Annotated in this window: 15 protein-coding genes and 1 pseudogene; 9 read left to right on the top strand and 7 right to left on the bottom strand. The window is 60.6% G+C overall.

Annotated features, from left to right (window positions below; translation table 11 throughout):
* The first annotated feature begins 3 nt into the window (after positions 1 to 3).
* The 9 genes from murD (at position 4) to lpxC (ending at position 10466) form a co-directional block, all read left to right on the top strand.
* On the top strand, positions 4 to 1350 hold the full coding sequence (gene murD, locus K5R88_RS15715; protein WP_008025978.1) for a UDP-N-acetylmuramoyl-L-alanine--D-glutamate ligase: 1347 nt from the start codon (positions 4 to 6) through the stop codon (positions 1348 to 1350).
* Positions 1347 to 2564, top strand: a complete 1218-nt coding sequence (gene ftsW, locus K5R88_RS15710) for a putative lipid II flippase FtsW (protein ID WP_008037295.1) — start codon at positions 1347 to 1349, stop codon at positions 2562 to 2564. Before murD ends, ftsW begins: the two co-directional genes overlap by 4 nt.
* Entirely contained in the window at positions 2554 to 3624 is a 1071-nt protein-coding gene (murG, locus tag K5R88_RS15705) for an undecaprenyldiphospho-muramoylpentapeptide beta-N-acetylglucosaminyltransferase (protein WP_008037296.1), read from the top strand. Before ftsW ends, murG begins: the two co-directional genes overlap by 11 nt.
* Entirely contained in the window at positions 3617 to 5077 is a 1461-nt protein-coding gene (gene murC, locus K5R88_RS15700) for a UDP-N-acetylmuramate--L-alanine ligase (protein WP_008037298.1), read from the top strand. Before murG ends, murC begins: the two co-directional genes overlap by 8 nt.
* Entirely contained in the window at positions 5074 to 6030 is a 957-nt protein-coding gene (locus K5R88_RS15695; protein WP_008025985.1) for a D-alanine--D-alanine ligase, read from the top strand. The genes murC and K5R88_RS15695 overlap by 4 nt, the downstream gene beginning before the upstream one ends.
* 4 nt (positions 6031 to 6034) lie before the next feature.
* Positions 6035 to 6904, top strand: a complete 870-nt coding sequence (locus K5R88_RS15690; protein ID WP_008025986.1) for a cell division protein FtsQ/DivIB — start codon at positions 6035 to 6037, stop codon at positions 6902 to 6904.
* 14 nt (positions 6905 to 6918) lie between these two features.
* Complete coding sequence (ftsA, locus tag K5R88_RS15685; protein ID WP_008025987.1) at positions 6919 to 8178, top strand: cell division protein FtsA; 1260 nt, start codon at positions 6919 to 6921, stop codon at positions 8176 to 8178.
* 70 nt (positions 8179 to 8248) lie between these two features.
* Positions 8249 to 9442, top strand: a complete 1194-nt coding sequence (gene ftsZ, locus K5R88_RS15680; protein ID WP_008025988.1) for a cell division protein FtsZ — start codon at positions 8249 to 8251, stop codon at positions 9440 to 9442.
* A 112-nt stretch (positions 9443 to 9554) separates the two neighbouring features.
* A complete protein-coding gene (gene lpxC / locus K5R88_RS15675) occupies positions 9555 to 10466 on the top strand; it encodes a UDP-3-O-acyl-N-acetylglucosamine deacetylase (protein WP_008025989.1) in 912 nt (303 codons plus the stop codon).
* 194 nt (positions 10467 to 10660) lie between these two features.
* Here lpxC and K5R88_RS15670 read toward each other — a convergent pair.
* The 7 genes and pseudogenes from K5R88_RS15670 to K5R88_RS15640 all read right to left on the bottom strand — a co-directional run bounded on the left by K5R88_RS15670 (position 10661) and on the right by K5R88_RS15640 (position 20551).
* Positions 10661 to 12156, bottom strand: a pseudogene (locus tag K5R88_RS15670) (sensor domain-containing diguanylate cyclase).
* Between the two features lie 147 nt (positions 12157 to 12303).
* Positions 12304 to 13614 carry an OprD family porin gene (locus K5R88_RS15665; RefSeq protein WP_226298022.1) on the bottom strand — a complete coding sequence of 437 codons (1311 nt, stop codon included), beginning with the start codon at positions 13612 to 13614 and terminating at the stop codon, positions 12304 to 12306.
* Positions 13615 to 13808: 194 nt separating this feature from the next.
* Positions 13809 to 14033, bottom strand: coding sequence for a hypothetical protein (locus tag K5R88_RS15660; RefSeq protein ID WP_032832350.1), 225 nt, complete (start codon positions 14031 to 14033; stop codon positions 13809 to 13811).
* 215 nt (positions 14034 to 14248) lie between these two features.
* On the bottom strand, positions 14249 to 15613 hold the full coding sequence (locus tag K5R88_RS15655) for a heavy metal sensor histidine kinase (RefSeq protein ID WP_226298021.1): 1365 nt from the start codon (positions 15611 to 15613) through the stop codon (positions 14249 to 14251).
* Complete coding sequence (locus K5R88_RS15650; RefSeq protein ID WP_007916978.1) at positions 15603 to 16280, bottom strand: heavy metal response regulator transcription factor; 678 nt, start codon at positions 16278 to 16280, stop codon at positions 15603 to 15605. The genes K5R88_RS15655 and K5R88_RS15650 overlap by 11 nt, the downstream gene beginning before the upstream one ends.
* 9 nt (positions 16281 to 16289) lie before the next feature.
* On the bottom strand, positions 16290 to 19394 hold the full coding sequence (locus K5R88_RS15645) for a multidrug efflux RND transporter permease subunit (protein ID WP_008037306.1): 3105 nt from the start codon (positions 19392 to 19394) through the stop codon (positions 16290 to 16292).
* A complete protein-coding gene (locus tag K5R88_RS15640) occupies positions 19391 to 20551 on the bottom strand; it encodes an efflux RND transporter periplasmic adaptor subunit (RefSeq protein WP_008032295.1) in 1161 nt (386 codons plus the stop codon). Before K5R88_RS15640 ends, K5R88_RS15645 begins: the two co-directional genes overlap by 4 nt.
* Positions 20552 to 20665: the final 114 nt, after the last annotated feature.

Below are 20665 nucleotides of genomic sequence, written 5' to 3'. Positions count from 1 at the left end.
CTCGTGTCTCTGATCGCTTCTGACCACTTCCGCATCGTTGTCGGCCTCGGCAAGAGCGGCATGTCCCTGGTTCGCTTCCTGGCGAACCGGGGCACGTCGTTTGCCGTGGCCGATACGCGGGAAAATCCACCGGAACTGGCCACGCTCAAGCGTGACTATCCGCACGTGGAAGTGCGTTGTGGCGAGCTGGACGTCGAATTCCTGTGCCGCGCCGATGAGCTCTACGTGAGCCCCGGCCTGGCGCTGGCGACCCCGGCCCTGCAGGCTGCCGCCGCTCGTGGCGTGAAGCTGTCCGGCGACATCGAGCTGTTCGCGCGTAACGCGAAGGCGCCGATTGTCGCCATCAGTGGCTCCAATGCGAAAAGCACCGTGACCACGCTGGTGGGCGAGATGGCAGCTGCGGCCGGCAAGCGCGTCGCTGTCGGCGGCAACCTCGGCACGCCGGCGCTGGACCTGCTTCGCGATGACATCGAGTTGTACGTGATGGAACTGTCGAGCTTCCAGCTCGAAACCACCGACCAGCTCAACGCCGAAGTGGCGACCGTGCTCAACGTCAGCGAAGACCACATGGACCGCTACAGCGGCCTGCCGGCCTATCACCTGGCCAAGCACCGGATCTTCCGTGGTGCCAGACAGTTCGTGGTCAACCGTCAGGACGCCCTGAGCCGTCCGTTGATGGGCGAAGGTCAGCCCTGCTGGACCTTCGGTTTGAGCAAACCCGATTTCAAGGCGTTTGGTATCCGCGAAGAAGACGGCGAGAAATACCTCGCCTTCGAATTCCAGAACCTGATGCCGGTGCGCGAGTTGAAAATTCGCGGCGCCCACAATCAGTCGAATGCCCTGGCGGCGCTGGCCCTGGGCCACGCGGTCGGCCTGCCGTTCGACGCCATGCTGTCGAGCCTGCGCACGTTCGCCGGTCTCGAACATCGCTGCCAGTGGGTTCGTGACCTGGACGGCGTGAGCTACTACAACGATTCCAAAGCCACCAACGTCGGCGCAGCGCTGGCTGCCATCGAAGGCCTGGGTGCGGACATCGACGGCAAGGTCGTGCTGATCGCCGGTGGCGACGGCAAGGGTGCCGAGTTCAATGATCTGCGTGATCCGGTGGCGGCCAACTGCCGCGCCGTGATCCTGATGGGCCGCGACTCCGACAAGATCGGTGAGGCCATTGGCGACGCCGTGCCGCTGATCCGCGCTGCTTCGCTGGTTGAAGCGGTGCAGCAATGCCGCGCCGCTGCGCAACCGGGCGACGTGGTGTTGTTGTCGCCGGCCTGCGCCAGCTTCGACATGTTCAAGAATTACGAAGACCGTGGTCACCAGTTCGTCCAGGCAGTGGAGGATCTGGCATGAGCCTGCTCAATATCATCAAGCCGTTTCCTTCGCCGCTCATCACCGGGCGCGGCATCGACCTCGATTTTCCGATGCTCGCCGGTTGCCTGGCCTTGCTCGGCCTCGGGCTGGTCATGATCGCCTCGGCCTCGACCGAAGTGGGCGCCGTGCAGTCGGGCAGTGCCCTGTACTACATGACTCGCCACTTGATCTACGTGGTGCTGGGCCTGTCTGCCTGCATCGTTACCATGATGATTCCGATCGCCACCTGGCAACGCCTGGGCTGGCTGATGCTGATCGGTGCGTTCGGCTTGCTGGTGATGGTGATCATTCCGGGGATCGGCCGTGAAGTGAACGGTTCGATGCGCTGGATCGGTTTCAGTTTCTTCAACGTTCAGCCTTCCGAGATTGCCAAGGTGTTCGTGGTGATCTACCTCGCCGGTTATCTGGTGCGTCGCCAGAAAGAAGTGCGTGAAAGCTGGATGGGTTTCTTCAAGCCGTTCATCGTACTGCTGCCGATGGCGGGGCTGTTGCTGATGGAGCCGGACTTCGGTGCCACCGTCGTGATGATGGGCGCGGCTGCGGCGATGCTGTTCCTTGGCGGGGTCGGGCTGTTCCGGTTCTCGTTGATGGTGGTCCTGGCGGTTGCGGCGGTGGTGTTGTTGATTCAGGTGCAGCCATACCGGATGGCGCGTCTGACCAACTTTGCCGACCCGTGGGCTGACCAGTTCGGCGCCGGTTATCAGTTGTCGCAAGCATTGATCGCGTTCGGTCGCGGCGAGTGGCTGGGCGTAGGCCTGGGCAACAGCGTGCAGAAACAGTTCTACCTGCCGGAAGCCCACACCGACTTCGTGTTCTCGGTTCTGGCCGAAGAGCTGGGTGCCGTGGGTTCCCTGTGCACCGTGGCGCTGTTCGTCTTTGTCTGTATTCGCGGCATGTACATCGGTTATTGGGCCGAGAAGGCCAAGCAGTTCTTTGCTGCCTATATTGCGTACGGCCTGTCGTTCCTGTGGATTGGTCAGTTCCTGATCAACATCGGGGTGAACGTCGGCCTGTTGCCAACCAAAGGCCTGACCTTGCCGTTCCTCAGTTACGGCGGCAGCTCGCTGGTGATCTGCTGTGCCTGTCTCGGCTTGTTGCTGCGCATTGAGTGGGAGAGTCGAACCCACCTGGGCAGTGAGGAGATGGAGTTCCATGAGAGCGACTTCGCCGAGGAGCCGACCCATGGGCGCTAACGTATTGATCATGGCAGGCGGCACCGGCGGACACGTGTTCCCGGCGCTGGCTTGCGCTCGCGAGTTCCAGGCCCGCGGTTACACCGTGCATTGGCTTGGCACGCCGCGTGGCATCGAAAATGACCTGGTGCCGATGGCCGGCATCGAGCTGCACCGGATCAACGCCAGCGGTCTGCGCGGCAAGGGCAAGTTGTCCCTGCTCAAGGCGCCGTTGATGTTGCTCAAATCCGTCTGGCAGGCGCGGGCGATCATTCGCCAGTTGCGGCCGGTGTGCGTGGTTGGTTTTGGTGGTTATGTGACCGGTCCTGGCGGCGTTGCAGCCAAACTGGCCGGTGTGCCGGTGATCGTTCACGAACAGAACGCCGTGGCCGGTACCGCCAATCGGTTGCTGGTGCCGTTGGCCGCCCGAGTCTGTGAAGCGTTCCCCGACACCTTTACCCTGTCGGACAGCCGACGGACCACCGGTAATCCGGTGCGCACCGAGCTGTTCCTCGACACACCGCGACCTGCCCTGGCCGGTCGCAAGGCGCGTTTGCTGATCCTCGGCGGAAGCCTGGGCGCAGAACCGTTGAACAAATTACTGCCTGAAGCCCTGTCGCACGTCGCCCCCGACCTGCGCCCGGACGTGTTCCATCAGGCTGGGAAAAACCACGATGAAGTGACTGCAGAGCGCTATCGCGCGGCTGGCGTCGAGGCGCAAGTGCAGCCTTTCATCAAAGACATGGCCCACGCCTATGGCTGGGCCGACCTGGTGGTGTGCCGCGCAGGCGCGCTGACCATCAGTGAACTGGCTGCCGCCGGTCTGCCCTCGATGCTGGTGCCTTTGCCCCACGCGATCGACGATCACCAGACCCGCAACGCCGATTATTTGGCCCGTGAAGGCGCTGCCTTCCTGATGCCGCAAAGAACGACTGGCGCAGCGGATCTAGCCGCACGCCTGACAGAGGTCCTGATGCAACCACAACGACTCACCGACATGGCCACTGCGGCACGCCGCCTGGCCAAACCCGATGCGACCCGTAACGTGGTCGATACCTGCCTGGAGGTGGCCCATGGTTGAGAATCAGAAAGCCATGCCGCACCCGGAAATGCGCCGCATCCGTCGCATCCACTTCGTCGGTATCGGCGGCGTGGGCATGTGCGGGATCGCCGAAGTGTTGCTGAACCTGGGCTATGAAGTGTCCGGTTCCGACCTGAAAGCTTCGCCGGTCACCGAGCGTCTCGAATCATTCGGCGCCCAGATCTTTATCGGCCACCGTGCCGAGAACGCCGCTGCCGCCGACGTGCTGGTGGTATCGAGCGCGGTGAACACCTCCAACCCGGAAGTCGCCACTGCGCTTGAACGCCGTATTCCGGTGGTGCCGCGTGCCGAGATGCTGGCCGAGCTGATGCGCTATCGCCACGGCATCGCCGTCGCCGGTACACACGGCAAAACCACCACTACCAGCCTGATCGCTTCGGTATTTGCGGCCGGCGGCCTCGATCCGACGTTCGTCATCGGTGGTCGTCTGAATGCCGCGGGCACCAATGCCCAGCTCGGCACCAGCCGCTACCTGATCGCCGAAGCCGACGAAAGCGACGCCAGCTTCCTGCACTTGCAGCCGCTGGTGGCCGTGGTCACCAACATCGACGCCGACCACATGGCGACCTACGACGGTGACTTCAACAAACTGAAGAAAACCTTCGTCGAGTTCCTGCACAACCTGCCGTTCTACGGTCTGGCGGTGGTGTGCCTGGACGATCCGGTGGTGCGTGAAATTCTGCCGCAGGTCAAACGTCCGGTCGTCACGTACGGTTTCGGCGATGACTGCGATGTGCGTGCGATCAATGTGCGTCAGCAGGGCATGCAGACTTTCTTCACCGTGCTGCGTCCTGACCGCGAGCCGCTGGATGTCTCGGTGAACATGCCGGGCAACCACAACGTGCTGAACGCGCTGGCCACCATCTGCATCGCCACTGACGAAGGCGTCAGCGATGAAGCCATCGTCCAGGGCCTGTCCGGGTTCCAGGGTGTCGGCCGACGCTTCCAGGTCTATGGCGAACTGCCGGTCGAAGACGGCAGCGTGATGCTGGTCGACGACTACGGTCACCACCCGACCGAAGTCGCGGCCGTGATCAAGGCCGTGCGTGGTGGCTGGCCGGAGCGCCGTCTGGTGATGGTCTACCAGCCGCACCGTTACAGCCGCACCCGCGACCTGTACGACGATTTCGTCAATGTACTGGCCGACGCCAACGTGCTGTTGCTGATGGAAGTCTATCCGGCCGGCGAAGAGCCGATCCCGGGTGCCGACAGCCGCAAGCTGTGCAACAGCATCCGTCAGCGCGGTCAGCTCGACCCGATCTACATCGAGCGCGGTGTCGACCTCGCGCCTGTCGTCAAGCCGCTGCTGCGTGCCGGCGACATCCTGTTGTGCCAGGGCGCCGGTGATATCGGCGGTCTCGCACCGAAACTGTTGAAGAGTCCGTTGTTCGCTGGCGCCGTTGCCGCGCCAAGCGTGGGGAAGTTGAAATGACTGCTGCTTACGCCAACCTCGTCTCCACTGTCGCGCCGAAAGATTTCGGCCGCGTTGCCGTGCTGTTCGGCGGCAAGAGTGCGGAGCGTGAAGTTTCCCTGAAGTCGGGCAACGCGGTTCTCGCAGCGCTGCAAAGCGCCGGTGTGGATGCGTTCGGTCTCGACGTCGGTGATGACCTGTTGCAGCGTTTGCTCAACGAGAAAATCGACCGCGCGTTCATCATTCTCCACGGTCGTGGCGGTGAAGACGGCAGCATGCAAGGCCTGCTGGAATGCCTGGGCATTCCGTACACCGGCAGCGGCATTCTGGCGTCGGCGCTGGCCATGGACAAGCTGCGCACCAAGCAGGTGTGGCACAGCCTCGGCATTCCGACGCCACGCCACGCGGTACTGAGTTCCGAGGCCGATTGTATTTCGGCGGCGACGGAACTGGGCTTCCCTTTGATCGTCAAACCGGCCCATGAAGGTTCAAGTATCGGGATGGCCAAAGTGACTTCCGCGCCGGAGTTGATCGACGCGTGGAAAGCGGCCAGTACCTACGATTCGCAAGTGTTGGTCGAGCAATGGATTCAAGGTCCGGAGTTCACCATCGCCACCCTGCGTGACCAGGTGTTGCCACCGATTGCCCTGGGCACGACGCACAGTTTCTACGACTACGACGCCAAGTACGTGGCCTCCGATACCCAGTACCGGATCCCGTGCGGCCTCGACAGCAACAAGGAAAAAGAACTGATGGACCTCACGGCGAAAGCCTGTGAGGCGCTGGGTATCGCCGGTTGGGGCAGGGCTGACGTGATGCAGGACGCCGACGGGCAGTTCTGGTTCCTGGAAGTCAACACCGCACCGGGCATGACCGATCACAGTCTGGTCCCGATGGCGGCCCGTGCCGCCGGTCTGGATTTCCAGCAATTGGTCCTGGCGATCCTGGCCGCCAGTGTTGAGGTACGAGGGTAAGACCATGCAAGGCGCACAGCTAAGACATCAGCCCCCTCCAGCACCCGGCCGCAAGCCGGTGCCGCGGGGTGCCAGCCGAATGGTGGCCAAAGAGCCGATGTCTGCGCGCCTGCCGAAAGCCAATTTTGGTTTTCTGAAAAGCCTGTTCTGGCCAGTGCTGCTGGTCGCGCTGGGGTTTGGCACTTACGAAGGCGCACAGCGTTTGCTGCCGTACGCCGACCGGCCAATCACCAAGATCGCGGTGCAGGGCGACCTGAGTTACATCAGCCAGCAAGCGGTGCAGCAGCGAATCGCCCCGTACGTGGCGTCGAGCTTCTTCACCATCGACCTGGCGAGCATGCGCACCGAGCTGGAACAGATGCCATGGATTGCCCACGCCGAAGTACGTCGGGTGTGGCCGGATCAAGTGGTGATCCGCCTGGAAGAACAACTGCCGGTGGCCCGTTGGGGCGATGAATCGCTGTTGAACAACCAGGGTCAGGCGTTCACCCCGCGTGAGCTGGCGAACTACGAACACTTGCCACAGCTGTTCGGCCCACAACGGGCTCAGCAGCAAGTGATGCAGCAATACCAGGTGCTGAGCCAGATGCTCAGGCCGTTGGGCTTCTCGATTGCACGCCTGGAGTTGCGTGAACGAGGCAGCTGGTTCCTGACCACCGGCGCCGGCAGTTCGGGCCCGGGGATCGAACTGCTGCTGGGCCGCGGCAACCTGGTGGAAAAGATGCGCCGCTTCATTGCCATCTACGACAAGACGCTTAAAGAACAGATTACGAACATTGCGCGCATCGATCTGCGCTACGCCAACGGCCTCGCTGTTGGCTGGCGGGAACCTGTAGCGCCTACGACAGCCCAACCCGCTGTCGCGAAGAATTAAGAGAGGCAGGACCCATGGCAAACGTGCAAAGCGGCAAAATGATCGTCGGTCTCGATATCGGCACCTCCAAGGTGGTGGCGCTGGTAGGCGAGGTCTCGGACGACGGCACGCTGGAAATCGTCGGGATCGGCACTCATCCGTCCCGCGGCCTGAAGAAAGGCGTGGTGGTGAACATCGAGTCCACCGTGCAATCGATCCAGCGCGCCATCGAAGAAGCGCAGCTGATGGCTGGTTGCCGGATCCACTCGGCGTTCGTCGGCGTGGCCGGCAATCACATCCGCAGCCTGAACTCCCACGGCATCGTGGCGATTCGTGATCGCGAAGTCAGCTCCGCCGACCTTGAGCGCGTCCTCGACGCTGCCCAGGCTGTGGCGATCCCGGCTGACCAGCGCGTGCTGCACACCCTGCCGCAGGATTACGTGATCGATAACCAGGAAGGCGTGCGTGAGCCTCTGGGCATGTCCGGCGTACGTCTGGAAGCCAAGGTCCACGTGGTCACCTGCGCCGTCAACGCCGCACAGAACATTGAAAAATGCGTGCGCCGCTGCGGTCTGGAAATCGACGACATCATTCTCGAGCAACTGGCGTCCGCGTACTCGGTACTGACCGACGACGAGAAAGAGCTGGGCGTGTGCCTGGTGGACATCGGCGGTGGCACCACCGACATCGCGATCTTCACCGAAGGCGCGATCCGTCACACCGCAGTGATCCCGATTGCGGGCGATCAGGTGACCAACGACATCGCCATGGCGTTGCGCACCCCGACCCAGTACGCCGAAGAAATCAAGATTCGCTACGCCTGCGCCCTGGCCAAACTGGCCGGTGCCGGTGAAACCATCAAGGTCCCGAGCGTTGGCGACCGTCCACCGCGCGAGCTGTCCCGCCAGGCCCTGGCCGAAGTGGTCGAGCCGCGTTACGACGAGCTGTTCACGCTGATCCAGGCCGAACTGCGTCGCAGCGGCTACGAAGACCTGATCCCGGCCGGCATCGTGCTGACCGGTGGTACGTCGAAGATGGAAGGCGCGGTCGAACTGGCCGAAGAGATTTTCCACATGCCGGTCCGCCTGGGCGTGCCGCATGGCGTGAAGGGTCTCGACGACGTGGTGCGCAACCCGATTTATTCCACCGGCGTCGGCCTGTTGATGTACGGCCTGCAGAAGCAGTCCGACGGGATTTCTTTCTCGGGCATCAGCAGCCGCGACAGCTACAGCAATGACGAACCGAAAGCCGCCTTGCTCGATCGCATCAAGAGCTGGGTACAAGGCAACTTCTGAAGAATTACCGCAGCACCGTTGTAGATACAGGCAGTAGGCGAAAAAACTAGAGAATCAAAGGAGAGGGAAAATGTTCGAACTCGTAGACAACATCCCCGCAAGCCCGGTCATTAAGGTTATCGGTGTTGGCGGAGGCGGCGGCAACGCTGTCAATCACATGGTCAAGAGCAACATTGAAGGCGTTGAATTCATCTGCGCCAACACTGATGCCCAGGCGCTGAAGAGCATCAGCGCGCGGACCATCCTGCAACTGGGCACCAGCGTGACCAAAGGTCTCGGCGCCGGCGCCAACCCTGAAGTAGGTCGTCAGGCCGCTCTCGAAGATCGCGAGCGCATTGCCGAAGTCCTGCAGGGCACCAACATGGTGTTCATCACCACCGGCATGGGCGGCGGTACCGGTACCGGTGCTGCGCCGATCATTGCTGAAGTGGCCAAGGAAATGGGGATCCTCACCGTTGCGGTGGTGACCCGTCCGTTCCCGTTCGAAGGTCGCAAGCGTATGCAACTGGCCGACGAAGGCATCCGCCTGCTGTCGGAAAGCGTCGACTCGTTGATCACCATTCCCAACGAGAAGCTGCTGACCATCCTCGGTAAAGACGCCAGCCTGCTGTCGGCTTTCGCCAAGGCAGACGATGTACTGGCCGGTGCCGTTCGCGGTATCTCCGACATCATCAAGCGTCCGGGCATGATCAACGTCGACTTTGCCGACGTTCGTACCGTGATGAGCGAAATGGGCATGGCGATGATGGGCACTGGCTGCGCCAGCGGTCCGAACCGTGCACGCGAAGCTACCGAAGCGGCCATTCGCAACCCGCTGCTGGAAGACGTGAACCTGCAAGGTGCACGCGGCATCCTGGTGAACATCACCGCCGGTCCTGACCTGTCCCTGGGTGAGTACTCCGACGTGGGTAGCATCATCGAAGCCTTCGCTTCCGAGCACGCGATGGTCAAGGTCGGTACCGTTATCGATCCGGACATGCGCGACGAGCTGCACGTAACAGTCGTTGCCACTGGTCTGGGCGCGAAAATCGAGAAGCCTGTGAAGGTCATCGACAATACCGTTCACACTTCCATGGCGCCGCAACCGCAACAATCGGCTCCCGCTCGTCAGGAAGCTCCAGCGGTGAACTACCGTGACCTGGACCGTCCGACCGTCATGCGCAACCAGGCTCAGGCCGGTGCTGCGACTGCCGCGAAGATGAATCCGCAAGATGATCTGGACTACCTGGACATCCCGGCCTTCCTGCGTCGTCAGGCCGATTAATGGAATGTATCAGGGCTATGAAGGTGATTGGTGTTCAGCAAAGGTCTGGTCTGCTATCATCGCCAGCCTTTGTTGATACCAGTTCGCAATTTGCGCTGAAGCGGCCCAAGCCATGATTAAACAACGCACACTGAAAAATATTATCCGTGCCACCGGTGTAGGTCTGCACTCCGGGGAGAAGGTATACCTGACCCTCAAGCCTGCACCGATCGACACCGGAATCGTCTTTCGCCGTGCCGACCTCGATCCAGTGGTCGAGATCCCGGCTCGTGCTGCCAACGTCGGCGAGACAACTATGTCGACGACGCTGGTTAACGGTGACGTGAAAGTGGACACGGTTGAGCACTTGCTCTCGGCCATGGCCGGCCTGGGCATCGATAACGCCTACGTCGAGCTCTCCGCGTCCGAAGTCCCGATCATGGATGGTAGCGCTGGACCTTTCGTTTTCCTGATTCAATCGGCCGGCCTGGAAGAACAGGACGCAGCCAAGAAGTTCATCCGGATCCTGCGGGAAGTGACAGTGGAAGACGGCGACAAGCGCGCCACTTTCGTCCCTTTCGAAGGCTTCAAGGTGAGTTTCGAGATCGATTTCGATCACCCGGTTTTCCGTAACCGCACACAAAGTGCAAGCGTGGATTTTTCCAGCACTTCGTTCGTAAAAGAAGTCAGCCGCGCCCGTACCTTTGGTTTCATGAGTGACATCGAGTACCTGCGCAAGCACAACCTCGCACTCGGCGGCAGCGTTGAAAACGCTATTGTGGTCGACGCGGATGGTGTACTGAACGAAGACGGCCTTCGCTATGAAGACGAATTCGTGAAGCACAAGATCCTCGATGCAATTGGTGACCTCTACCTGCTGGGCAATAGCCTGATTGGTGAGTTCAAGGGCTTCAAGTCCGGACATGCATTGAACAACCAGCTGCTGCGCAAGTTGATTGAGCAGCCAGATGCTTGGGAAGTCGTGACTTTCGAAGACGCCAGCACTGCACCGATCTCTTACATGCGTCCGGTTGCGGCGGTGTAAGTAAAAACCTCTCTAGTTTTTAAAGGCTGCCTTCGGGTGGCCTTTTTTTATGCCTGCCAGAAAGTCGTGTGGTGGTAGTGATGACGCCTTCGCGGGCAAGTCGGGTCGCCGCACCGCTCGCTCCTACAATGGCAATGCGTACCCTGTAGGAGCGAGGCTTGCCCGCGAAGAGGCCGGCCGCTACAGCGAAAATTTCACTGCGTAGCCACCACTCGATTTCGCCCGCTTTCCTTCGCCTGATACAGCGCTTTGTCCGCCGCAATCAGCAACTGTTCAAGGCTGGTATCGGTGGTCGAAGTCCAGGTGCTGATGCCGATACTGACAGTAATCGGCGATTCCACGCCCGCCACAAACGGCAGTTGTTCCACCGCAGACCGAATGTGTTCAGCAATTTGCCGCGCGCCTGCGCTGTCCGTTTCCGCCAGCACCACCGAGAACTCCTCCCCTCCGTAGCGGGCGACCAGATCCGTCGGTCGCCGCACATTCTCGGCAATCACCTTGGCCAGTGCGCGCAGCGCATCGTCACCCGCCTGATGGCCATGTTGATCGTTGAACGCTTTGAAGTGGTCGGCATCGATCATCAACACCGACAGCGGTTTGCCGGAGCGTTGCGCGCGAAACCACTCATGGCGCAGGGTTTGATCGAGCGTTCGGCGGTTGGCTACGCCGGTCAAGGCATCGGTGGCGGCCAGTTGTGCCAGCTCGTGTTCGGCGTTGTGACGCCGGCGCAATTCACGGCGTAGCAACCACGTCAGCCACAGCAGGCTTACGCACAAGGCTACGGTTGCAGAGCTGACCACCACTGCCGTGCGCTTCCAGGCCGCAAAAACTTCATCACTGGACAGCGCAACGATGACGATCAGTGGCAAATTTCCGACCTTGGAAAAGGTGTACAGACGCTTGTCACGGTATCGATCGGACATGCTGGTGAAGCTGCCATTGCCTTCTTTGACGATGCGTTGGAAATTGGGGCGATTACTGAAATCCTTGCCAATCAGCTCTTCGGCCAGGCGTGGTTGCTGGGCCAGGAGAATCCCATTCTTGCTGATCAGATTGACCGTGCTATCGCGGCCGATGCTCAAACTGTTGAACAACTGATCGAAGTAACTCAAGCGCATGGCGGCTTCGGCTACTCCCAGAAACTCACCCTGGGAGCCGCTCAGCCGTCGACTGAAACTGATACGCCAATCCTGTTCGGGCGACCTGGCTCTAAAGGGGGGCTGATGAACATGCCCGGGTCCGGGTTGTTCACGTGAGATTGAAAGTATTCGCGATCGGCGTAGTTGCCTTGCCTGGGCTCCACCGAAGCCGAGTCGGCGATCACGTCGCCCTTATTGTCGAGCAACAAAATATTGCCCTTGTACGGCGCGGCAGTGGCGCGGTCGAAATAGGCCATATGGCGAATGGCTGGAGATACGCTCTTGAGATCCTCTCGCTGGGAGGCGGCGATCAAGCCCAGCAGGGAAATATCATAGAGTTCGACATTGCGCAGCACGTCGGCGTCGATCAATTGCACGATGTTGTTGGCGGCGCGAGCGGCGGACAATTCGGCGTTGGCGCGCTCACGGATCAGCAGAAACGTCACGATGCTGAGTATCGCAATCACCAACAGCACACTGCCGAGAATCAGAAGTCGCTCCGATCGTGTCGACCCGATCGGATCTTGAGATTTCACACTGCTCACACTCATGGTTCTGGCTTCTGCAAATAAGGTGTTATGAAAGTTTTTTACAAGAGTCGGGCAGAGTCCCAGAAACCGGTCGCGTCCAGAGGGCTTGTATAAAGGCCGGATAAAAAAAAGGCCAGCAAAAGATGCTGGCCTTTTGCTTAGCGAAGCTTAGAAGACATTCAGCGGGTAGTCGACGATCAGCCGGTATTCATCAGTGTCCTGATCCAGCGCGCCATAACCGTTGCCCCCACGGTTGGTGGCCCATTGCAGGCGTACCGACAGATCCTTGGCCTTGCCGCCCTGGACCACGTACTTCAGATCAATGTCACGCTCCCAGTGCTTGGCATTTTTGCCGTCGGCGCTGTACCACGAGGCGTAGCCGCGGCTGTCTGGATCGGCTTTGGTCAGGTCCAGCTCGCCCCGAGAGTAAGACACTGCCGAGGTCAGGCCGGGTAGGCCGAGTCCGATAAAGTCGTAGGCGTACTTGAGTTTCCACGAGCGTTCATTCGGGCCATTGAAGTCGGAATACTGCTGGGAGTTATCGAGAAAAATGCTGTCGCCCTGGCTGATGTAGTCGAACGGCGTGTTGCCGTTGACCCGCTGGTGAGCGGCGGTGACGCTGTGATTGCCCACGCCGACGGTGAAATGCAGGCTGTAAGTGTTGTTGTCGATGTTGCCCAGCAGCGCATCGCCGGTGTCCTGCGTGTGATAAACGTGCAGGCCCGGATTGAGACTGACCAGTTCGTTCAGCGCGTAGGTGTAATCCAGGTCGTAGTAATACTGGTTCCAGATGTCCTTGAGTTCGGCGGCGTAAAGGCTGCTGGTCAACCCCGGCAGGCCGCTCCAGGCCACGCCGGCCCAGTTCAGGTGCTGGCTTTCGTCGCCCTCGGCGAGGCTGCCATAGGACGTGCCGATGCGCGTATGACCGCTTTGGTTGTAGGGCTTGGTGAAACTCGCCTGGCCACCTTCAATCAGAAAACCGTCGAAGCTGTGATTGGTCAAGCTGACGCCGCGAAAGGTCTGCGGCAGCATGCGCGTCTCGCCGCCGGCGATCACCGGGTTGGCGAGAAACAGGTCACCGGCCTTCAGCTCGGTATCGAAGGCGCGTATTTTCAGCGTGCCACCCGCCGTCGAAAACGACCCCGGCGCTTTGCCGTTGCCGTCACTGATCGGCAGGATGCTCGAATTATCGGTACCGCCTCCGCCGTCCAGCTTAAGCCCGAGCATGGCGTGGGCATCCAGACCGAAACCGACGGTGCCTTCGGTAAAACCCGATTCGAAGACCCCCAGGAAACCCTGGCCCCATTCAATATTGTCGTCCGCCTGCTGCAGGCGGTTGCGGTTCATGTAGTAGTTGCGGGCATTGAGGTTGAGGCTCGAACCTTCGACAAAACCTTCTTGGTCGGCGGCCTTGGCGTTGATTGGCATCGTTACGGCGATTGCAATGAACAACGGATTGAATCTTTGAGGGAAACGCACTAGCGGTACAGCTCCTTGGGTCTACTGAACACTTCATTGTTTTGAAGTGCGGGATGTTTCTTGTCAGGGAAGACGAACCGGACAGCATTTGAACCACAACAAAAAAAAGCCGCTGATAGCAGCGGCTTTGAAGACAACTTTTCAACAGGAAGAGCCGACGAAAAGTGTCGAGGGAAATAGAGCGATGTGAGCGATCAGCTATCTTTTTCGACCCGTGGCTGGGCCTGAATGGTCGACGCTTGAGGGGTTTGCGCAGCGCCCTGCGCCTTGGCCGTCATTTCGCTCTGATGTTCTTCAAACGCTGCAGCGCGCGCTGCATTGTGTGCGACGAAGGACTGCGACTCTTCAGCCATGGCGAATGGAGAGAGGAACAAAGAGGACAAAACGAAAGCGCTGGCAATACCCATAGTGTTGGACATCTTTAAAACCTTCTTGCTTGGCAAGTGCTGTTTGGTGGCGCAAAGATAAGGATCCTGGCCGATGGGAAACAGAGCCAATTCAATAAAGGACTGTTGCGGGATAAGCAAAGATCACAACCCTGTAGGAGCCGGCTTGCTGGCGATGGCGTCTTCAAAAACAACACAGAACTTAAGACCGATCGCCAGCAAGCCGGCTCCTACAGATTTGCGAAAGATCAGACGGGAAGGTGAATACCGAAGGTATTCATGCCGTGGTCACTGCGCACAAACACATCCCCGCCGTGCATCAACGCAATCGCCTTGACGATCGCCAGCCCCAGGCCGTGGTTGTTGCCACTGTTGCTGCGCGACGCATCGACCCGGTAGAAGCGCTCGAACAATCGCGGCAGATGTTCGTTGGCAATCGGTGCACCGGGGTTTGCCACGCCGATGCTGACTTGATGCTCCTCGACGTCGATCTGCACCTGAATCACCTGCCCGGGCTCGGTGTGTTGCACCGCGTTGCTCAGCAAGTTGATCAGCGCTCGACGCAGATGTGCGATCTCGATCCGTACCTGCGCATCGCCACGGACCTGCACTTGAACCTGCGCGTCTTCAAGAATGAAATCCAGATACTCCAGCGTCGTCGCCACTTCATCCGCCAGCGAGGTGGACGTCAGTTTGGTGGCCTTGCTGCCCTGATCCGCACTGGCGAGGAACAGCATGTCGTTGATGATCGAACGCAGTCGCTCAAGCTCCTCAAGATTCGATTGCAGCACTTCGAAATAGTGTTCCGCCGAACGCCCGCGCGTCAGCGCTACCTGAGTCTGACCAATCAGATTGGTCAGCGGTGAGCGCAGCTCATGAGCGACGTCGGCATTGAACGACTCAAGCCGCGAGTAAGCCTGTTCGACCCGCTCCAGGGTGGAGTTGAACGAGTTGACGAACTGATTGAGCTCCGGCGGCAACGACGATAAGCGCAAACGCCCGGAACGCAGCGGCGGCGCCAGGCGCTGAGCCTCCTGAGACAACTTGATCAACGGTTTGAGGCCGATCCGCGCCACCCAGTAACCGAGCGCCGAAGCCAGCAGCACGCCGACAACCGCCAGGCTGATCAGCGCAATCAGCAGATGATGCTGGGTTTGAAAAAACGTCTCGGTGTCGATGCCGATCATAAAGCGCAGCGGCGGGCGTTGATCCTTGGCCGGGAACTGGCTGACCAGCACTTTCATTGGATAAGGCTGGCCCGGCAACTGCAAATCGCGCATGCCCAGCGGGCCTTCGGCGAAGGCGCGGATCTGCGGCGTCGGGTTGCCATATTCGTAGTGCGGATCGCCGCTGGTGATCCAGAAACTGATGCGTTTGTCTTCTTCGCCGAGCAGCTTGAGCTTGTTGTTGATCTTCACCCAATGCTCGGGCGTGCCGTAACGGCCGACGGTGGATTCGAGCACGCTGTAACGTGCGTCCAGCTCGGCTTCGGGCAGCAAACCCAGGCCTTTGTCGACCTGCTGATAGAGCGCCCAGCCGATCAGCAGAAACACCAAAAGCGCCACCAGCGTGAACATTCCACTGAGGCGCAGGGCAATCGAATTACTGGACACCACGGCTCTCCAGCACATAACCCATGCCCCGGATCGTGTGCAGCAGTTTCTCGTCGAACGGCCCGTCGAGTTTGGCGCGCAGGCGTTTGATCGCGACTTCGACGACGTTGGCGTCACTGTCGAAATTGATGTCCCAGACCATTTCCGCAATTGCCGTTTTCGAGAGGATTTCCCCTTGCCGACGGGCCAGCACGCTGAGCAGCGAGAACTCCTTGGCGGTCAGGTCCAGACGCGTGCCGGCGCGGGTGGCCTTGCGGCTGATCAAATCTATCCACAGGTCGGCGATGCTCACTTGCACCGGTTCATGACCGCCGCTGCGCCGGGTCAGTGCTTGCAGACGCGCCACCAGTTCGAGGAAGGAAAACGGTTTGCCGAGGTAATCGTCGGCGCCGTCGCGCAGGCCTTTGATGCGGTCTTCGACACGCTCGCGGGCGGTGAGCATGATCACCGGGGTTTGCTTGCGCGCACGTAAGGCACGCAGTACGCCGAAGCCGTCGAGGCCCGGCAACATCACGTCGAGGACGATCACCGCGTAGTCGCTTTCCAGCGCCAGGTGCAGGCCTTCAACGCCGTCCCGCGCCAGGTCCACGGTGTAACCCTGTTCCGTCAGGCCGCGGTGCAAATAGTCCGCGGTTTTTTCCTCGTCTTCGATAATCAGAACGCGCATGACCCCGCCTCAGTCTGTGGTCGCCAGCACCGGTACGGGCGCTGGTTTTTTGGGCCGATGAAATAGTCGCTCCAGCCACAAGTATATGACTGGAGTGGTGAACAGCGTCAGCGCCTGGCTCACCAGCAGGCCACCGACGACCGCGATCCCCAATGGTTGGCGCAGTTCGGCGCCGGTGCCATAGCCGAGCATCAGCGGCAGCGCGCCGAGCAGGGCGGCGAGGGTGGTCATGATGATCGGCCGGAACCGCGTGATGCAGGCCTGGAAAATCGCCTCTTCCGGCGGCAGGCCACGGTTGCGTTGGGCGTCGAGGGCGAAGTCGATCATCAGGATGCCGTTTTTCTTCACGATGCCGATCAGCAGCACCAGCCCGATCAACGCCATGATCGAAAAATCCTGGCCGCAAATCCACAGCATGATCACCGCCCCGAGACCCGCCGAGGGCAGCGTCGAGATGATGGTCAACGGGTGCACGAAGCTCTCATAGAGCACGCCGAGAATGATGTACACCGCCACCAGCGCCGCCAGAATCAGCCACGGCTGGCTGGCCAGCGAACTCTGGAACGCCTGGGCCGCGCCCTGGAAGTTGCCGCTCATGGCGGCCGGCATGCCGATCTCGGCCTTGGCCTGATTGAGCATGATCACCGCATCGCCAAGCGCCACGCCGGGCGCCAGGTTGAACGACAGGTTGGCGGCCGGGAACATCCCGTCATGGGCGATCGACAACGGGCCAACCGTCGGCGCATCGAATTTCGCCAGCGCCGACAGCGGCACCATTTCCCCACTGAGCGGCGAGCGCAGGTAGAAATAATTGAGGCTTTCAGCTTTGCCGCGTTGCCTGGTGTCCAGTTCCAGGATCACGTTGTACTGGTTGATCTGGGTCTGGAATTCGTTGATCTGCCGCTGACCGAACGCATCGTACAGCGCTTCGTCGACATCGCTGGCGGTCAGGCCGAAACGCGCGGCGGCGCTGCGGTCGATGCTGATGTGGGTGATGCTGCCGCCCAGTTGCAGGTCGTTGGAAATGTCGCGGAACGCCGGGTTGGCGCGCAGTTTTTCCGTGAGGCGCTGGGTCCAGGTGCTGAGGGTTGCGCCGTCGTTGCTCTTGAGCACGTATTGGTACTGCGCGCGACTCGGGCCGGAGCTGAGATTGATGTCCTGGCCGGCGCGCAGGTACAGCACGATGCCCGGGACTTTCATCAGTTGCGGACGGATCCGGTCGATGAACTGGCTGGCCGAGACGTCGCGCTCGCTGCGTTTTTTCAGGGAAATCCAGAAGCGGCCGTTGGCGATGGTCTGGTTGCTGCCGGAGACGCCGACGGAGTGGGAAAACGCCGCGACCGCTGGATCTGCCGCGACGATTTCCGCCATCGCCAGGTGTTTTTTCACCATGTCGCCGTAGGAAATATCGGCGGCGGCTTCGGTGGTGCCGAGGACAAAACCGGTGTCTTGCACCGGGAAGAAACCCTTCGGAATGAAGATGTAGCCGGCGATGGCCAGGGCCAGGGACATGCCGAACACCCCGATCATCAATTTCTGATGGGCGAGGGCACGGCGCAGGAGCTTTTCGTAGCCGGCCAGCAAGCGTTCGCCAAAGGTTTTTTTGCTGTGGGCGTGATGCACTGGCGCACGCATGAACAGCGCGGCGAGGGTCGGCGCCAACGTCAGCGACACCACCACTGAAATCATGATCGTAGACGTGGCCGTCAGGGCGAACTCCTTGAACAGCCGCCCGACCACGCCGCCCATGAACAGCAGCGGAATGAACGCCGCCACCAGCGAAAAACTGATCGAGACCACGGTAAAACCAATCTCGCCGGCGCCTTTGATCGCCGCCTCGCGCATGCCGTCGCCGGCCTCCAGGTGTCGGTGAATGTTCTCCACCACGACAATCGCATCGTCGACCACAAACCCCACGGCCACCACGATCGCCACCAGTGTCAGGTTGTTCAGGCTGAAGCCCATGATGTACATCAGGGCAAAACTGGCGACCAGCGACACACCCAGCACCGCCGACACGATCAGCGTCGCCGACCACTGACGCAGGAACAGCGCCATCACCGCCACCACCAGCATGATCGCGATCAGCAGGGTGACTTCCACCTCATGCAACGAGGCGCGGATGGTCTGGGTCCGGTCAACCAACACTTTGACCTGCACCGACGCCGGCAGCATCGCTTCGAGAGCGGGCAGGGCGGCCTGAATGCGATCCACGGTCTCGACGATGTTGGCCCCCGGTTGCCGGGAAATCACCAGGTTCACCCCGGGCTTGTCCCCGGCCCAGGCTTGCACGTAGGCATCTTCCGAACCGTTGACGACTTTGGCGACATCTTTCAAGTGAACCGGTGCACCGTCCTTGTAGGAAACGATGAGTTGGCTGTATTCCTCGGGGTGGAACAACTGATCGTTGGTCGACAGCGTCGAGATGCTCGACTCGCCATACAACGCACCTTTGGCCAGGTTGAGGCTGGTGTTTTGGATCGCCAGACGAATGTCCGCCAGCGTAAGGCCGATGGCCGCGAGTTTGTCTGCCGAGGCTTGAACGCGAATCGCCGGACGTTGCTGGCCGGTGATGTTGATCTGGCCTACACCGTCGATCTGGCTGATCTGACGGGACAGCAGGGTTTCCACCAGATCGCTGAGTTCGGGGCCGGGCATCAGGGTCGAGTTGATGCTGAGAATCAGCACCGGGCTGTCGGCCGGGTTGACCTTGCGCCAGGTCGGAAGGTTCGGCATGTCCTTGGGCAGTTTGCCGGCGGCGGTGTTGATCGCGGCCTGCACTTCCTGCGCGGCGGTGTCGATGCTTTTGTCGAGGGTGAATTGCAGGGTCAGGTTGGTCGAGCCGAGGGCGCTGCTCGAGGTCATCTGGGTCACGCCGGGAATGGCGCTGAATTGCACTTCAAGCGGCGTGGCCACCGAGGAAGCCATGGTTTCCGGGCTGGCGCCGGGCAGTTGCGCGGCCACCTGGATGGTCGGGAATTCGGCTTCCGGCAGCGGCGCGATGGGCAACCGTGGGAACGCAATGACGCCGAGCAATACCAGGGCAAACGTCAGCAGGATCGTCGCCACCGGATGATCGATGCACCACGCAGAAACCGAGCCGTGGCCCTTCATGGTTTCGACTCCGTTTGCACCATTTGCGCGGGGTCAGTCAGCACCTGGACCGTCGAACCGGGCTTGAGGCGCGACTGACCGTCGCTGACCAGCACGTCGCCCGGTTTCACGCCTTTGATGATGTCCTGACCGCTGCCTTGATAGACCATCTGCACCTGGACGGTTTCAACCTTGTCACCTTTGACCCGGTACACGAAGTGTTGATCGAGGCCACGTTGTACGACGGTGGGCGGCACCACCAGCGCATCCTTTTCCAGCGCTGTCTGAATTTTTACCGTTACCAGCAGGCCCGGCCATAGCTTCTGCCCAGGGTTGTTGAATTCGGCCTTGGCGCGGATGGTCCCGGTGTTGGCGTTGATCTGGTTGTCGATCAGGGTCAGGTGGCCTTCGCCCAGCAGGTTGCCGGTTTCGCCGTCGGTGTCGGCACCGATGTAGGCCTTCACCTGGGCGTGCTCCGGATCGTTGATCAGGCCTTGCAGGGTCGGCAGCATTTGCTGTGGCAGGGAAAACTCCACGGCAATCGGGTCGATCTGCGTCACCGTGAACAAGCCTTGGGTGTCGGTCATGCGCAGGAAGTTGCCTTCGTCCACCGTACGAATCCCCACGCGACCGCTGACCGGGGAGCGAATCTGTGTGTAGGAAAGCTGCACCTGAGCGGCGTCAATCGACGCCTGATTGCCTTGGGCGGTGGCTTTGAGCTGGTTGACCAGCGCTTGTTGCTGGTCGTAAGTCTGTTTGGATACGCCGTCGTCGACGCTCAGCAGTTTGTAACGCTTGAGGTTGACCAGCGCCACTTGCAGCTGCGCCTGGCTTTCGCCGAGCTGTGCGCGGGCCTGATCCAGGCTGGCGCGGATCGAGCGATCATCGATGGTGGCGAGCAAATCACCCTTGTTCACCAATTGACCTTCCTTGACCAGGATTCTGGTGAGGATGCCGTCGATCTGCGGACGTACCACGACGCTGTGCAGGGACAGCACCGAGCCGATGCCGCTGACGTAACGAGGAACGTCTTTTTCGGCGACGTTGACCACTCGAACCGGTATCGCCGTGGGCGCGGCGAGTCTGGCCGTGGCCGGTTTGGTGGCGTACCACACGCCCAGTGCTGCCAGGACAATCAGAAGGGCGGCGAGCAGGGCGGGTTTTTTCTGAATTCGCATGCGAGTGGGGCGCCGGGGCTGGGAGGACGGAATTTTGTCAGGGTTATACCTTCCTTTATAAACCTGTTCGCCGGTCAGGAAGGTGACTGCTAACTGACGGCACTGTCAGTTTGG

This window comes from Pseudomonas sp. MM213 (genome assembly GCF_020423045.1).
GTDB lineage: Bacteria > Pseudomonadota > Gammaproteobacteria > Pseudomonadales > Pseudomonadaceae > Aquipseudomonas > Aquipseudomonas migulae.
This window is presented reverse-complemented; position numbering and strand designations above follow the sequence as displayed.